At 61.9% G+C, this 14,303-nt stretch carries 14 protein-coding genes and 1 tRNA gene; 10 read left to right on the top strand and 5 right to left on the bottom strand.

Annotated elements, in window-relative coordinates; translation table 11 throughout:
* Window positions 1-397: 397 nt before the first annotated feature.
* The 3 genes from imuA to C8K61_RS20685 are packed head-to-tail and all read left to right on the top strand — an operon-like array spanning window position 398 to window position 5,555.
* Window positions 398-1,048 carry a translesion DNA synthesis-associated protein ImuA gene (gene imuA / locus C8K61_RS20695; protein WP_108098184.1) on the top strand — a complete coding sequence of 217 codons (651 nt, stop codon included), beginning with the start codon at window positions 398-400 and terminating at the stop codon, window positions 1,046-1,048.
* 2 nt (window positions 1,049-1,050) lie between these two features.
* Window positions 1,051-2,475 (top strand): DNA polymerase Y family protein, encoded by a 1,425-nt coding sequence (locus C8K61_RS20690; RefSeq protein WP_108098183.1) that lies wholly within the window; start codon window positions 1,051-1,053, stop codon window positions 2,473-2,475.
* A complete protein-coding gene (locus C8K61_RS20685) occupies window positions 2,472-5,555 on the top strand; it encodes an error-prone DNA polymerase (RefSeq protein ID WP_108098182.1) in 3,084 nt (1,027 codons plus the stop codon). The genes C8K61_RS20690 and C8K61_RS20685 overlap by 4 nt, the downstream gene beginning before the upstream one ends.
* 60 nt (window positions 5,556-5,615) lie before the next feature.
* On the opposite strand, the gene C8K61_RS20680 is transcribed toward C8K61_RS20685, so the two are convergent.
* From C8K61_RS20680 to C8K61_RS20670, 3 genes are read right to left on the bottom strand one after another with little or no spacing between them, the layout of a single operon-like run.
* A complete protein-coding gene (locus tag C8K61_RS20680; protein WP_108098181.1) occupies window positions 5,616-6,206 on the bottom strand; it encodes a GNAT family N-acetyltransferase in 591 nt (196 codons plus the stop codon).
* Between the two features lie 33 nt (window positions 6,207-6,239).
* Window positions 6,240-7,397, bottom strand: coding sequence for an MFS transporter (locus C8K61_RS20675; RefSeq protein WP_108098180.1), 1,158 nt, complete (start codon window positions 7,395-7,397; stop codon window positions 6,240-6,242).
* 45 nt (window positions 7,398-7,442) lie between these two features.
* On the bottom strand, window positions 7,443-8,414 hold the full coding sequence (locus tag C8K61_RS20670) for a magnesium and cobalt transport protein CorA (protein ID WP_108098179.1): 972 nt from the start codon (window positions 8,412-8,414) through the stop codon (window positions 7,443-7,445).
* A 188-nt stretch (window positions 8,415-8,602) separates the two neighbouring features.
* On the opposite strand from C8K61_RS20670, the gene C8K61_RS20665 reads away from it, so the two are divergent.
* The gene (locus C8K61_RS20665) at window positions 8,603-9,391 is read left to right on the top strand and encodes a DUF2092 domain-containing protein (protein ID WP_108098178.1); all 789 of its coding nucleotides are present in this window, start codon (window positions 8,603-8,605) and stop codon (window positions 9,389-9,391) included.
* 11 nt (window positions 9,392-9,402) lie between these two features.
* Window positions 9,403-9,939, top strand: a complete 537-nt coding sequence (locus tag C8K61_RS20660; protein WP_108098177.1) for a hypothetical protein — start codon at window positions 9,403-9,405, stop codon at window positions 9,937-9,939.
* A gap of 53 nt (window positions 9,940-9,992) precedes the next feature.
* On the opposite strand, the gene C8K61_RS20655 is transcribed toward C8K61_RS20660, so the two are convergent.
* Complete coding sequence (locus C8K61_RS20655; protein WP_108098176.1) at window positions 9,993-10,751, bottom strand: 1-acylglycerol-3-phosphate O-acyltransferase; 759 nt, start codon at window positions 10,749-10,751, stop codon at window positions 9,993-9,995.
* A 164-nt stretch (window positions 10,752-10,915) separates the two neighbouring features.
* Window positions 10,916-11,605 carry a crotonase/enoyl-CoA hydratase family protein gene (locus tag C8K61_RS20650; RefSeq protein WP_108098175.1) on the bottom strand — a complete coding sequence of 230 codons (690 nt, stop codon included), beginning with the start codon at window positions 11,603-11,605 and terminating at the stop codon, window positions 10,916-10,918.
* Between the two features lie 246 nt (window positions 11,606-11,851).
* Here C8K61_RS20650 and C8K61_RS20645 point away from each other — a divergent pair.
* From C8K61_RS20645 to C8K61_RS20625, 5 genes are all read left to right on the top strand, one after another.
* A tRNA-Ser gene (locus C8K61_RS20645) sits at window positions 11,852-11,941 on the top strand.
* Between the two features lie 292 nt (window positions 11,942-12,233).
* Window positions 12,234-12,686: a hypothetical protein gene (locus C8K61_RS20640; RefSeq protein WP_108098174.1), complete on the top strand. Its 453-nt coding sequence runs from the start codon at window positions 12,234-12,236 to the stop codon at window positions 12,684-12,686.
* Window positions 12,687-12,721: 35 nt separating this feature from the next.
* The gene (locus C8K61_RS27330; RefSeq protein ID WP_108098173.1) at window positions 12,722-13,078 is read left to right on the top strand and encodes a Rap1a/Tai family immunity protein; all 357 of its coding nucleotides are present in this window, start codon (window positions 12,722-12,724) and stop codon (window positions 13,076-13,078) included.
* Window positions 13,079-13,112: 34 nt separating this feature from the next.
* The gene (locus C8K61_RS20630; RefSeq protein WP_108098172.1) at window positions 13,113-13,544 is read left to right on the top strand and encodes a surface-adhesin E family protein; all 432 of its coding nucleotides are present in this window, start codon (window positions 13,113-13,115) and stop codon (window positions 13,542-13,544) included.
* Between the two features lie 298 nt (window positions 13,545-13,842).
* Window positions 13,843-14,286, top strand: a complete 444-nt coding sequence (locus C8K61_RS20625) for a hypothetical protein (protein ID WP_108098171.1) — start codon at window positions 13,843-13,845, stop codon at window positions 14,284-14,286.
* Window positions 14,287-14,303: the final 17 nt, after the last annotated feature.

Genomic DNA, 14,303 nt, shown 5'->3' with positions numbered 1-14,303 from the left:
CCTGCATGCGCAAGCTGCTAGTGATCCTGAACGCCATGCTCCGTGACCAGACCCATTTCGATGCGAATAAAGCTTGATTTGAAACACGGTTGCTCTCTACGTCGTTGCTCCGGGGGCCGTCACAACGGGCCATCCATGGCCCGATGCTCCTTTCGCGGCTCCTGCCGCTCAACCCCCTCCACAACGACTCCGCTCGGCCTGCGCCCATGGGGCGGGTAGATCAAGAGCAAGATCACAAGCCAGATCAAGATCAAAAGCCTGTCAGCGATTCCCTGTAGGAGCGGCTTCAGCCGCGATGTTTTTGATCTTTTCCACCTCTTGTCGGCAGCCATTGACCACTCCTCCCTCAATTGGGTTTACTGTATGCCCATACAGTAATTTCCCGTTGAGCTTCACCATGCTTCCTACCCCAACGCCCCTTGCCGATAGTGCCGCGGTCGGTAATGTCGTCTCTTTGGATTCGCTGCTGGACCGTCGTCGGGTCTGGAAGGGGCGGGCTATGCCGCAGCAGGCGGGGCATATCGCGACGGGGCATGCGACGTTGGATGCGTTGTTGCCTACGGGCGGTTGGCCGGAGGCGGCGTTGAGTGAGATTTTGCTCAGTGCTCCAGGGGTGGGGGAGTTGCAGTTGCTTTGGCCGACTGTGGCGCGGTTGACGCAGGCGGGGGAGCGGGTGGTGTTGGTGGCGCCGCCGGGTATTCCGTATCCCAGCGCCTGGCTGGCGGCGGGGGTGGATTTGCGCTGGTTGAGTGTGATCCAGGCCAGCGGCCGCGATGCGTTGTGGGCGACGGAGCAGTGTTTGCGTTCGGGCAGTTGCGGGGCGGTGTTGAGTTGGCCGCAGCAGGCCGATGACCGTGCATTGCGGCGTTTGCAGGTGGCGGCGGAAACCGGGCAGACGTTGGCGTTTGCCTATCGCCCGCTGCCGGAGGCGGTGAACCCGTCGCCGGCGGCCTTGCGCATTGCCATCGACACCCAGCCGGCGCAGTTGCGGGTGCTCAAGTGCCGGGGCGGATTGGCGCCGGCCATGCCTGTGCCGTTGGCGCGTTGAGCATGCGCTGGGTGTGTATTGTTTTGCCGCAGTTGGCGCTGGATGCGGTGTTGCGCGCCAGCAGCGACCCGGCGGCGCCGTTGGCGTTGGTCACCGGCACGCCGCAGCGGCGGGTGCTGCAAGCGGTGAATGAGGCGGCGCGCGAGCTGGGCTTGCAGGCGGGGCAGAGCCTGACCACTGCCCTGGCCCTGAGCCGCGACTTTACCCAGGTGGAATACGACCACGGTGCCATAGCCCGCTGGCATCAGTTCCTGGCCGCTTGGGCTTATTCCTTCAGCTCCCAGGTCAGCCTGCGTTATCCGCGCGCGTTGCTGTTGGAGATCGAGTCCAGCCTGGGTCTGTTCGGGCCCTGGCCGCGTTTCGAGGCACGCTTGCGCAGCGAACTGACGGCTCTGGGGTTTCGCCATCGGCTGGTCGCTGCGCCCAACCCGGTGGCCGCGCGCATGCTCGCCAATGCCTACGACGGCCTGGCCGTGAGCGACAGCCAGGTGCTGCATGAGCTGCTCGGGCAGATGCCGCTGAACCGCTTGGGGCTGGACAACAAAACCGCCAGCGCCCTGGCGCGCATGGGCCTGCGCAGCCTGCAACAGGTGCTGGCGCTGCCCCGGCATACCCTGGCCAAACGCTTTGATGCCGGGCTGTTGCTGCACCTGGACACGCTGCTCGGCCAGCGCGCGGTGGCGCTGGATTGCTACCTGCCGCCGGAGCAGTTCGAGCTGCGCATCGAGCTGAATTTCGATGTCGAGTCGACCCAGGCGCTGCTGTTCCCCTTGCGCCGTCTGACGGCCGACCTGGCTGCGTTTCTCGCCGGGCGTGACAGCGGCGTGCTGGGGTTTGTCCTGCACCTGGAACATGTCGATGGCAGCCACAGCCAGGTCGACGTCGGCCTGCTCAGCGCCGAGCGCGAGTCGACGCTGTTGTTCGAGCTGGTCCGCGGTCGCCTGGAACGTCTGCAAGTGCAGGCGCCGGTGCGCGCGGTGCGCTTGCAGGCCAAGGATTTGCCGGCCTTTGTGCCCGAGCACCGCGAGCTGTTCGACGAGCGCCCGCAGCAGTCGGTGCCTTGGCAGCAACTGCGCGAACGCCTGCGCGCCCGTCTGGGAGATGACGCGGTGCAGGGCATTCAGGCGCACGCCGACCACCGCCCCGAATGCGCCTGGCTGCCCAGTGCCAGCAGCAAACCGCTGCTGCCCACTGCCGGCCCGCCACGCCCGGGCTGGCTGCTGAGCGAGGCGCAGGTGCTGCGCGAACGCGCGCCGCAGATTCTGGCCGGACCGGAGCGCATCGAGTCGGGATGGTGGGACGGCGGCGACGTGCGCCGTGACTACTACCTGCTGCTGACTCGCAGCGGCCAGCGCGTGTGGGCGTACCGCCAGGTCAGCGGCCAGGACCAACCGGGCCCCTTTATGCTCCATGGCTGGTTCGCATGAGCGCCGCCTATGCCGAGTTGCACTGCCTGAGCAATTTCAGTTTTCAGCGCGGCGCCTCCAGCGCCAAGGAGCTGTTCGAGCGCGCCAAGCACCACGGTTACCAAGCCCTGGCGATTACCGACGAGTGCACCCTGGCCGGTATCGTGCGTGCCTGGCAGGCGGCCAAAGAGGCTGAGCTGGCGCTGATCATCGGCAGCGAAATGACCGTGGAGGACGGGCCGCGCATTGTCCTGTTGGTGGAGAACCTCACCGGCTATCAGCACCTGTGCCGGTTGATCACCCAGGGCCGGCGGCGCAGTGAAAAGGGCCAGTACCGCTTGCTGCGCGAAGACTTCGAAACGCCATTGGACGGGCTGTGCGCGCTGTGGCTGGCCGACCTCGATGCGGACGTCGACGAGCAGGGCGGCTGGCTGCGCGGGCGTTTTCCGGCGGCGCTGTGGCTGGCGGTGGAGCTGCACCAGGGCGCCGACGATGATCGACGTCTGCAGCAGCTGCTCGCGCTCGCTGAGCGCCTGGCAATTCCTGCCGTGGCGGCTGGCGATGTGCATATGCATGCCCGTGGTCGCCGCGCTCTGCAAGACACCATGACCGCCATCCGCCACCACTGCACCGTGGCCGAGGCCGGGCTGCGGCTGTTTGCCAATGGCGAGCGGCACCTGCGGCCGTTGGCGAATTTGGCGGCGCTGTATCCGCCGACGTTGTTGGCAGAAACCCTGACGATTGCCGCGCGCTGCAGCTTCAGCCTCGACCAACTGCGTTATCAGTATCCCCATGAGCTGGTGCCGGCGGGACATACCGCGACTTCCTGGTTGAAACAGCTGGCCGAGGAGGGCATGCCCTGGCGTTGGCCTGCCGGCGTCCCGGACAAAGCCCGCGAGCAGGTGGAACGCGAGCTGGCGGTGATCGCCGAGCTGCAATACGAGAGCTATTTTCTGACCGTGCACGACATTGTGCGTTTTGCCCGCAGCCAGAAAATCCTCTGCCAGGGCCGCGGCTCGGCGGCCAACTCGGCGGTGTGTTTTGTCCTCGGTATTACCGAGATCGACCCCGAACGCACCACGCTGCTGTTCGAACGTTTCCTCTCCAAAGAGCGCAACGAGCCGCCGGATATCGACGTCGACTTCGAGCACGACCGCCGCGAAGAAGTGCTGCAGTACATTTTTACCCGCTATGGCCGCAGCCGGGCGGCGCTCACGGCGGTGGCCACGACTTACCACGGTGCCGGCGCGGTGCGTGATGTTGGCCGCGCGCTGGGTTTGCCGCCGGATCAGATCAACGCCCTGGCCGATTGCTGCGGGCGTTGGAGCAAAGACGGCCCACCGCTGGATGATCTGCGCGAAGCCGGCTTCGACCCGACACTGCCCGAGCTGCACCGGGTGCTGGCACTGACCGTCGAGCTGATCGGTTTTCCCCGGCACCTGTCGCAGCACCCCGGCGGGTTCGTGATTTCCGAGCAGCCGCTGCATACCCTGGTGCCGGTGGAAAACGCCGCCATGGCCGAGCGCACCATCATTCAATGGGACAAGGACGACCTCGACCTGGTGGGCCTGCTCAAGGTGGATATCCTCGCCCTGGGCATGCTCAGCGCCATTCGCCGCACCTTCGATTTGCTCAAGTACCACCGCGGCCTGGCGTTGAGTCTGGCGACCATTCCGGCCGAAGACCCGGCCACCTACGCGATGATCAGCCGCGCCGACACCATCGGCGTGTTCCAGATCGAGTCGCGCGCACAGATGGCCATGCTGCCGCGCCTGCGGCCTAAAACGTTCTACGACCTGGTGATTCAGGTGGCCATCGTGCGGCCGGGGCCGATTCAGGGCGATATGGTTCATCCGTACTTGCGAAGGCGTAATGGCGAGGAGGAGGTGACCTATCCGTCGGAGGAGCTGAAAGTGGTGTTCGAGCGCACCCTCGGCGTGCCGCTGTTTCAGGAACAGGTGATGGAGTTGGCGGTGGTCGCCGCCGGTTATAGCCGCGGCGAGTCGGACGAGCTGCGCCGTTCGATGGCTGCCTGGAAACGCCATGGCGGCCTGGAGCACCACCGTAAACGCCTCACCGACGGCATGCTCGAACGTGGCTACGAAGCGGCGTTTGCCGCGCGCATCTTCGAGCAGATCAAAGGCTTTGGCAGCTACGGGTTTCCCGAGTCCCATGCGGCCAGTTTCGCCTTGCTCACCTACGCCAGTTGCTGGCTCAAATGCCACGAACCGGCGGCCTTCGCGTGCGCGCTGATCAACAGTTGGCCGATGGGCTTTTACAGCCCCGACCAGTTGCTGCAAGACGCCCGCCGCCATGGCATCGAAACCCGTGCGGTGGATGTGCAGGCCAGCGACTGGGATTGCTCGCTGGAGTTCGCCGCCGATGACCCGTTTTGCCGCGGCGCACCGGCGCTCCGCCTGGGCCTGCGGATGATCAAAGGCTTTCGCCAAGAGGACGCCGAACGCATCGCGGCAGCGCGGCCGTTTACCAGCGTGACCGAACTGATCCAGCGCGCCGAACTCGACGGTCGCGCCCGTGAACTGCTGGCCGATGCCGGCGCCCTGCGCAGTCTGGCCGGGCATCGGCACAACGCGCGCTGGGCGGTGGCCGGGGTGCAAGTGCAGGCGCCGCTGTTTGCCGACCTGATGCCGGTCGAAGAGGCGGTGGCGCTGCCGGCGCCCAGCGTGGTCGACAACGTGTGGGTGGACTACGCGACGTTGGGCACCACCCTCGGCCCGCATCCGCTGGCCTTGCTGCGCCGCGAGTTGCGCAGCCGCCGCTGCCGCAGTTCGGCGCAGCTCAAAGGCACAGAAGATGGAAGTTCGGTGCGCGTGGCCGGTCTGGTCAAAGGCCGGCAGCGCCCACAGACCGCCAGCGGGGTGATTTTTGTCACCCTCGAAGATGAATTCGGCATGGTCAACGTGGTGGTGTGGAACGAACTCGCCGAGCGGCAGCGGCGGGTGCTGGTGGGCTCGAGCCTGTTGCAGGTGGAGGGCAAGCTGGAGGCCAAAGACGGCGTGCAGCACCTGATCGCCAAGCGCTTGTTTGACCTGACGCCGTTGCTCAGTGGCTTGGATGTGAGTAGCCGGGATTTTCGCTGACGATCAACAGCATCGTACGGATCGCACGTCCCTGTAGGAGCGGCTTCAGCCGCGATGCTCTTACCGGCGCTCCATCTTATCCAGCAGCAGGGCCTTCACCGCCGGCCACTCGCTGTCGATGATGCTGAAGCGCACCGAGTTGCGCTTGCGCCCGTCGGGCATGATTCGTTCGTGGCGGACGATGCCTTCCTGGGTGGCGCCAATACGCAGAATTGCCGCGCGCGATTTGTCGTTGAGCTCATCGGTGGTGAACTGCACGCGCACGCACTCCAGTACTTCGAAGGCATGCTGCAGCAATAGAAACTTGGCCTCGGTGTTGGCCCCGGAACGCTGCACCGACTGCCCCAGCCAGGTGTGGCCGATTTCCAGTTTGCGGTTGGCGCGGTCGATCTTCCAGAAGCGCGTGCTGCCCAGCACCTGGCCGTCGCTGTTACGTACCAGCAGAAACGGCATCACCGTTCCCGCCGCTCGGCCGGCCAGGGCGGTGGCCAGGTACTGTTCGACGGTGTCCGGGCCGGGCACCACGGTCAGGGTCATTTGCCACAACTGACCATCGGCGGCGGCCTGCAACAGGCGCGGAGCGTCGTCGGCCTGCAGCGGCTGCAAGGTGAGGGTGGAGCCGACGAGGGTGGTTTGCAGAGAGAACGGCATAACGACAGGCCTTTTACCGGTGGATTCGGGCGCTCAATCGCCCAGTTTCATGGTCAGGCTCAGCAGGCCGGCACCCACCAGCATCAGCGCCAGCACCAGCAAGGCCACGGCCAGGCTGCTGCCGTGGGCGATAAAGCCGATGATCGCCGGGCCGAGCAGAATGCCGCCATAACCCAAGGTGGACACTGCCGGAATGGCCACATGCTCGGCCATCACCTTCTGTTTGCCGATCAGGCTGAACATCACCGGCACCACGTTCGAGCAGCCGGCGCCGACCAGCATGAAGCCCACCAGGGCCAACGGCCACGAGTCACTCCAGGTGGCCAGGAGCAAACCGGCAGCGGCGGTCAGGGCGCCGAGCAGTACCACGCGGCGGCGGCCGACTTTATGCACCACTGCATCGCCGGTCAGGCGGCCGATGGTCATGGTGCAGGCAAAGGCTACGTAGCCGATGCCCGAGTGCGCCGAAGCCAGCTGTTTGCTCTCCACCAGGAACACCGCGCTCCAGTCCAGCATCGCCCCTTCGGCAAGAAACAGAATGAAGCAGATCACGCCGATCATCAGCACCACGCCGTGGGGAACGGCGAAGGCCGGGCCCTGGCTGGCGCTGCCATAGGGCAGCAGGTCGGGGGTGGTTTTCAGCAACACCGCGACAATACAGGCAACCACCGCCAGCGCGGCCAACAGTGGACTAGCACCCACCGCCAGCAGCAGGCTGACCCCCGCCGCGCCAGCGATGCCGCCGACGCTGAACAGGCCATGAAAGCCCGACATCAGCGGCGTGTCGCTGTTTTTTTCGACCATCACTGCCTGCAGGTTGATGGTGCAGTCCAGGCAACCCAAGCCGGCGCCAAACAAAGCCAAGGCCACGGCCAGGCTGAGCCAGGACGAAAACACCGTCAGCAGCGGCAACACCAGGCACACCGCCAGGCTCGCGGCGACAATCACCCGCCGGCAGCCAAAGCGCGAGGCCAGGGCGCCGGCCAGCGGCATGGTCAACAACGAGCCGGCGCCCAGGCACAGCAACAGCATGCCCAGCGAGCCCTCGGACAGCGCCGCCCGCGCCTTGGCAAACGGCACCAGTGGCGCCCAAGCGGCCATGGCAAAACCGGCGATGAAAAATGCCCAGCGCGTCGAGCTTTTCTGCCGGGCGTGGGAGGGCGTGGCGAACGGGGTTTCAAGCGCGGACATGCAGGTTCCTGAACGTTAAGTCGGGCAATTAAAGGCGGGCGGCAGTCATAGCCAATCCATGCGTTTGAAGTTGGCATACAGGCCCACACAGCCAACGCCGATCACGCTGAGCACGCCGGCATAGCCGTAATGCCAGGTGAGCTCGGGCATGTATTGAAAGTTCATCCCGTAGATGCCGGCGATGGCGGTGGGGAAGGCAAGAATCGCCGCCCAGGCGGCGAATTTGCGTTGGGTGATACTTTGCCGGGAAGACTCCAGCAACAACCCTATTTCAATGGCGTGGTCGGCCATTTCGCGCAGGCCGGTGAGGTCTTCCATCAAGCGCTGCACATGGATCTGCACATCGCGAAAGTAGGGGCGCATATGTTTGTCGATAAAGGGGAAGTCCAGCTGTTGCAGCTCGGTACAGATCTCCACCATCGGCGCGATATAACGGCGGATGCGCAGCAGGTGGCGACGCATGCCCTGGATGCGCTCGACATCTTCCTGGCTCAACGGATTGCGCAGCACATGCTGTTCCATGTCTTCCAGCTTGGCGTTGAACTCTTCCAGGCGCGGCCGATAGTTTTCGATGACAAAACTGAGCAGGGCATACAGCACGAAATCTTCGCCGTGTTCGAGCATCAGCGGCTGCGCTTCGGCGCGCTGACGCACGCGGCCGTAGGAGGGTGATTCGCCATAGCGGCAACTGATCACATAGCCCTTGCCGGCGAACAGCTGGGTTTCGACGAACACCAGCTTGTCGTTTTCCATCACCGGCGAGTACAGCACCATGAACAGCGCGTCGCCGAAGGTTTCCAGCTTGGGTCGGGTGTGTTGCAGCAAGGCATCTTCGATGGCCAGTTCGTGCAGGTTGAACTGCTTTTGCAGGTTCAGCAGCTCTTCGCTGCCGGGGTCGTGCAGGCCGATCCAAACAAAGTGCTCGGGCTTGGCTGCCCAGTCCTTGCCTTCATTGAGGTTGATATCGGTAACTTTCTTGCCGTGGGAATAAACCGCTGCTGCAACGACTCTTGTCATGGTTGTTATCCGTACGCTCCGGTTTCGAGTGGCGCTGGGCGCCTGGCGCAAGCCTACTGCAAGACGCCGTTGCAGGGTGAGACAAGCGCATAGCGCGGTGCGATCCATCGGCCGGCAAATTAGCTGACGGCGCAGCCAGGGCGGCTATGCTCAGACGGGAAAACCGCAGCGCCACGGGAGGGTAAAGCATGGTTGCACCACGATTACTGACCGCGCTGGTTTTACTGGGCACGCTGGCCGCTACGACGGTTGGCGCAGAGGACGCGCCGGCCGAGGCGCCGGTGGTTTACGAGCGCGATGCCAGGGCGCTGACGGCCCTGCAGACCATGGGTAGTCAGTTGCGCGCGATCAAACGTTTCGAGATCGACGCCCAGAGCACCACCGACCAGGTGCTAGATACCGGCCAGACCCTGCAGTTCGCCCACCGCACGCGGCTTAAAGCCGAGCTGCCGAACAAGCTGCAGATCACCGTCGACGATCACCAGCACAGCAAAAGCCTGTACTACGACGGTAAGCACTTTGTGCTCTACGGCTCCCAGCACAACGCTTACAGCAAGTTGCCTGCACCCGCCAGCGTCGCCGACTTGCTCACTCAGCTACAGGACAACTTCGGCATTCAGCTGCCACTGGCCGACCTGTTCTACTGGGGCACCGAACAGGCGCCGCTGGATGAGGTGAAATCGGCGCTGTATATCGGCGACGAACAGCTTGGCGAGCAAACCTGTACGCACTACGCCTACCGCCAGGAGGGCGTCGATTGGCAGCTGTGGCTGCGGGTGGGCGACCAGCCTTTGCCCTGCCAGGTACTGATCACTGACCTCAGCGACGAAGCCCGTCCACAACACCGTGTGCGCTTGCAGTGGAACCTGCAGCCGACGTTCGATGCGGCCACCTTCAGCTTTATCCCGCCGTCCAATGCGCAGCCCGTCAGCCTGGTGCCGCGTCAAACCGAATCCAGCCCAGCGGCGCAGCCATGAAGGAGGTCAGCATGCGCAAGGTAAAACCAGCCAGCTGCGCCGCCCTGGCCCTGCTGATGGCGCTGAGCCCATTGGCGCAAGCCTGGCAGGCGCGGGGCGGGGCGCGCACGCAAGTGTTCCAGCCGCACAACATGGGCATGCGCCCGGGTGAGGGCGGCGGTGGCGTGCAGCGCCCAGTGCCGCCACGGCCGGAACCGCCACCACGACCCCCTGAGCCTCGTCCGGAGCCAGGCCCAGGTCCTGGGCCAAAACCCTATCCGCCTGGCCCCGGCCCGATGCCGCCGCCTCCACCCCCGCGGCCCATGCCTCCGCCACCTCCACCGCCGCCGTACCACTACCACGACGGCTGGTACGACCCGGTGGTGGCCGGGGTGGTTGTCGGTACCACCACGGCGCTGGTGATAGGTGCGGTGGTCAACAGCGTGCCGGCCAATTGTGTGCCGGTGCTGGTCAATGGCCTCACGTACCAGCAGTGCGGCAGCACCTGGTATCAGCCGCAGTACGTAGGCACCCGCCTGCAGTACGTGGTGGTGCCGCCGCCGATGTGAAGGCATAAAAAAAGCCCGGCAGCGCTGCCGGGCTTTCTTTATTCGGGGGGAGGTCAGCTGACCGCGGGTGCCGGCTTGCTCAGGCTGAGCTGCGCGGCGGCGATTTCGCGGTCCAGCTCGGCGATGGTCGCCTGCATCTGCGCGTGGCATTTTTCCATCAGCGCGGGGATGTCATCAGCCGTCATGCCCTGGGTGGAAATCGCCGGCAGGGAACGGATGCTGATGTCGCCACTGTTCCAGCGGTTGAGCTGCATCTGTGTGCTGTAGGTGCTGACACACACCGGCACAATCGGCACACCGGCGGCGATAGCCATCTGGAACGCGCCCTTCTTGAACGGCAGCAGACCCTTGCCCAGATTGCGCGTGCCTTCGGCGAACACCCAGATCGAGGTGTCTTTGTGCTGCAGGGTGTCGGTGGTGGTCAGCATGGCGCGCTTGGCTTTCACCGCGTTGCCACGGTCAATCAGCACATTGCCCGCCAGCCAGTACAGCTGGCCGAAGAACGGCACCCACTTGAGGCTTTTCTTGCCGATGCTCACGGTGCGCTTGGGCACCACGGCGCCGAGCACGAACAGGTCGTAATTGGACTGGTGGTTGGCCACGATCACGCAGGAAGACGAGTGATCGCGCAAGCCTTCGGTTTGCGTCTTCAGCTTCAACCGCAGAATCCACAGCGCTGGCCATGAATAAAGGCGGGCGCACAGGCGGCTGTTATCCGGATTAAACGGGCGGCACAGGCCGATCAAAATGCCCAGCACGCCTGCCAGAATAAAATGCAGGCCCATAAACAACATGCGCAGAAGGAAAAGCATTGGGACGCCCGTTTTGGATGAGGTCGCGCAGTGTACGGATGTGCACTATTTTCGGCAATCGCCGTTCGGAGGGAGTTTTGTTACAGGCTGCAAGCCAAGCGGCGAGCGGCTTACAGGCATAAAAAAGCCCGGCGCGGGGGCCGGGCTCTGAGTCGCGGTAATGCTTAAACAGCGTGCTTCTTGTCTTCCTCGATAGCCCAGTCGAGGGTTTCCAGCAGCGCCTTGCGCACCTTCAGCTTGGTGTTCTTGTGCGCCTTCATATTGATCTTCTTCAACTGCTGAGCCGCAGCGATGGCGGTTGGCAGCAACTGCTCCGGGGCGACCACGGTATCGAGGAAACCCGCGTCTACCGCCGTTTGCGGATTGAACATCTCTCCATTGATAACCGAGCGGTGGAACGCTGATTTACGCAGACGATCACGGGCCAACTCGATGCCGACGTGGTGCATGGTCATGCCGATCTGCACTTCGTTGAGGCCGATGCTGAACGGGCCTTCGACGCCGATGCGGTAGTCCGCCGACAACAGAATGAACGCACCCTTGGCCACCGCATGACCGCCACAGGCGACGATGATCGGGAAGGGGTGCGACAACATACGGCGCGCCAGAGTGGAACCGGCCGCCACCAGATTGATCGCGTTTTCCGGGCCGGAGGTCATCACTTTCAAATCATAACCGCCCGACAGAATGCCCGGCTGGCCGGTGATGATCACCACCGCACGGTCCTGCTCGGCACGGTCCAACGCTGCGTTGAACGCCGCGATCACATCCGGAGAAATGGCATTCACCTTGCCATTGCTCAGCGTCAGGGTGGCAATGCCGTCATCTAATTGGTAGCTGATCAGGTCGCTCATGGCACAAATCCTTGCTCGGGCAGTACATAAAGGTGGGCAGACGTTACCGAGCCCCAGAGTGTAGGTAAAGCGCTAAGGCTGACCGACCAGTCGCGCCCCAGGCCCTGCGACGCGCATTCGGGCGACTGCTACCGGCGCGCAAAATTTTCGCTTAAGCACATGAATCTGTTAAAAAATCTTTTGCCTTTAAGAGAAGCTTCGGCTAGATTAGCGCGCCTCGACAGACCTAACCCGTCGTCGAGACACGGTGAAGTGTCCGAGTGGCTTAAGGAGCACGCCTGGAAAGTGTGTATACGAGAAATCGTATCGAGAGTTCGAATCTCTCCTTCACCGCCATATATAAAAACGCCTGTAACTTCAACGAGTTACGGGCGTTTTGCATTTTGGGTTGTACGTAGTATTTGTACGTAAAAAACTGTCCCGAAAACTATCCTGCCTAGTTCCTCTATCGCTCCTCTATATGGCCCCGAATTGGCGCTATGGGTAACGATGCCTTTTGGCAGAAAGCTAATACCGTCGTGCAGGTCCTCGCGTGTGGCTTCGAGCCAGTATGGTGTCTATTGGCCATCCTTCGGAAGCGTGTAATCATGCTTACGTACGTACCAAAACGATAAAAATGGAGATGTGTATGGCGGGGTTAAGCTTGGTTGTGGCGAAGGTTTTAGAAAGCGTCGTCAACAATTCGAAGGGAAGCGGGGCGACCCTTACCGGGCTGCTTAAAACCGCAAGTCGTTACCCAATCAAGGTGGTGGTGATGGTTCTGACGTCTCCATACCTCCTTTGCTGTGTCGTTGTGCACTCCAAAATTCTGCGGCGTAAGGTCGTTGCCGGGCTAGGGCTCTTCGTTTCAATTCTATTGGCGTTGCTCTCTTTCACTTTCCTAGGAACGGTGATGGGGGCAGTAGCAGTGGGGAGTTATTTGGGAGTGCTTTGGGGAATTGGTGCCTTCTTCGGCACTATGGTGAGTTGGGTTTTAAACGTCGTTTTTGCGGCAGTGGTGCTTATGGGTTTTTCCACATTCTTTCTGTTCATGAGTGCGGAAGACGCCAACTCGCTATCCCGCTCGGTAGTAGCCGACTAACCAGTCTCGATTCTCTCCAGTAGAAAGGATTCTGCATGAAGTTTCGCCACCTTCTAGGACTCGCGCTTTGCCTCTGCTCAGCATTTGCATTGGCCGATGGCAACAGCCTGCTACCTGGGTGCCAAGCATTTATAAACGCTGTAGATGACGGGCAGACTCCCACTACCACGCAAGCATTTAAAGGTGGGCACTGCGCAGGTCTGGTACAGGCAGTGGGCCAGTTGGGGCCTATGCTACCCCCTGAAATGAGATCATGTGCACCCGATGGCGCGTCTATCACCCAAGGTGTGAGGATCGTTGCCAAGTGGATGAAAGAGAACCCAAGCTTCTTGAATCTTGATGAGACAGCACTCGTCACTACAGCCTTTAATCAGGTGTACCCCTGCAAGTAGGTTCAATTCTTCTACTAACGACAAGGAGGTTTTGATGAAGCTCTATGAATGGCTGCGCGGGCATTCACTCGTCATTGCGATTACGGCTCTGGGCCTGACGGGAGCTAATATTGCACATGCCGCCGATTGGGAAAGGTTGTTCGAGAGCGATGGCAGCGTCTACTCATATGACAAAGCCTCAGTTAAAAGAGTAGGGGGTTTCGTCACGGCATGGACTCGAACCGACCTACCTGAGGCTCAGATTACAGGCGGAAAGAAATTTCTCTCCCAGGTCGACCTAAACAAGTTTGACTGCCAAGAACGTATGAGTGCGACTCTCTCTATGACGGCGTATTCACTCAAAGACGGAAAGGGTGAAGTGGTAGCAAGCTTCAGCGAGCGAGAGTCCTCCGTTGAATACGAATACGTTATTCCTGGGACAGTTGGTGAGGCCCTTCTTAACGGTTTCTGTAAGGGCAACCTCTAGCTTTCTGGGTGGTTTCCCAGCCGTTCCGTGTGAATCGTGTGGAGTCTCCATTCGCTGGCACAGTGACTTGCACCGCAAACTCAGAGTTGGCAGCTGGCTCTTTAAAGTGGCTATAGCTGGTTTATTTGTTTCGCTTGCACTTGGCTTCATCCTGGACCGCGAAAAGTCAGCATTGCTTGTTGCTCTTGCCAGCTTTGCACTCTTGGTGTCAGGGATTTTTGTTACAGCGACTAAGCCAAATACGCCCTTGTAGAGGTAGTTAGCGATCTCAGCTAACCAGGGTTGTGAAGGGGGGTAAATGGACTGGCGAAAAATAAAACTCCACGGATGGCAATGGCTCTGGTTACTGGTCTCGATTCTGTTCGGGTGCCTTGCCGCTCGGATTACCGTTGAAACCTATCCGGATCGGTCGTGGGCGGATCATCAATACGCGATCAGTGTGTCGGGACTAACCATCGCTTCCTTAGAAGTAGAGCGCTACCTGGCGAAGCGCAATGGCAGCGCCAAGGTGGTTGATGATCGGCCAAGAACGCAAAAAGATGTCGATGCGCGGATTGCCAAAGCGACGGCAGAGCGAGATAGGCAGTTGGCTGAGCTTTCCGGTTTACGACGCGCTCATGTTGTCCGCAGTGTTCTGAAGTGGTCGGCGTTAAGCGCAGGGCTCTACCTGTTGTGCTGGGCCATGGCGGCGGTACGGCGAAGCCTCATCGCTGACCGCGCCGCCAAGCAGAAGCCGATGTAAGGCGAGCCGGGGTCCGT

Origin of the sequence: Pseudomonas sp. GV071, from assembly GCF_003050835.1 — a bacterium.
In the GTDB taxonomy this organism is placed as follows: Bacteria; Pseudomonadota; Gammaproteobacteria; order Pseudomonadales; family Pseudomonadaceae; genus Aquipseudomonas.
This window is presented reverse-complemented; position numbering and strand designations above follow the sequence as displayed.

Excerpts from the sequence above, each read along its gene's own strand:
- imuA (WP_108098184.1), top strand. The coding sequence starts at position 398 with ATGCTTCCTACCCCAACGCCCCTTGCCGATAGTGCCGCGGTCGGTAAT.
- C8K61_RS20690 (WP_108098183.1), top strand. The coding sequence starts at position 1,051 with ATGCGCTGGGTGTGTATTGTTTTGCCGCAGTTGGCGCTGGATGCGGTG.
- C8K61_RS20685 (WP_108098182.1), top strand. The coding sequence starts at position 2,472 with ATGAGCGCCGCCTATGCCGAGTTGCACTGCCTGAGCAATTTCAGTTTT.
- C8K61_RS20680 (WP_108098181.1), bottom strand. The coding sequence starts at position 6,206 with ATGCCGTTCTCTCTGCAAACCACCCTCGTCGGCTCCACCCTCACCTTG.
- C8K61_RS20675 (WP_108098180.1), bottom strand. The coding sequence starts at position 7,397 with ATGTCCGCGCTTGAAACCCCGTTCGCCACGCCCTCCCACGCCCGGCAG.
- C8K61_RS20670 (WP_108098179.1), bottom strand. The coding sequence starts at position 8,414 with ATGACAAGAGTCGTTGCAGCAGCGGTTTATTCCCACGGCAAGAAAGTT.
- C8K61_RS20665 (WP_108098178.1), top strand. The coding sequence starts at position 8,603 with ATGGTTGCACCACGATTACTGACCGCGCTGGTTTTACTGGGCACGCTG.
- C8K61_RS20660 (WP_108098177.1), top strand. The coding sequence starts at position 9,403 with ATGCGCAAGGTAAAACCAGCCAGCTGCGCCGCCCTGGCCCTGCTGATG.
- C8K61_RS20655 (WP_108098176.1), bottom strand. The coding sequence starts at position 10,751 with ATGCTTTTCCTTCTGCGCATGTTGTTTATGGGCCTGCATTTTATTCTG.
- C8K61_RS20650 (WP_108098175.1), bottom strand. The coding sequence starts at position 11,605 with ATGAGCGACCTGATCAGCTACCAATTAGATGACGGCATTGCCACCCTG.
- C8K61_RS20640 (WP_108098174.1), top strand. The coding sequence starts at position 12,234 with ATGGCGGGGTTAAGCTTGGTTGTGGCGAAGGTTTTAGAAAGCGTCGTC.
- C8K61_RS27330 (WP_108098173.1), top strand. The coding sequence starts at position 12,722 with ATGAAGTTTCGCCACCTTCTAGGACTCGCGCTTTGCCTCTGCTCAGCA.
- C8K61_RS20630 (WP_108098172.1), top strand. The coding sequence starts at position 13,113 with ATGAAGCTCTATGAATGGCTGCGCGGGCATTCACTCGTCATTGCGATT.
- C8K61_RS20625 (WP_108098171.1), top strand. The coding sequence starts at position 13,843 with ATGGACTGGCGAAAAATAAAACTCCACGGATGGCAATGGCTCTGGTTA.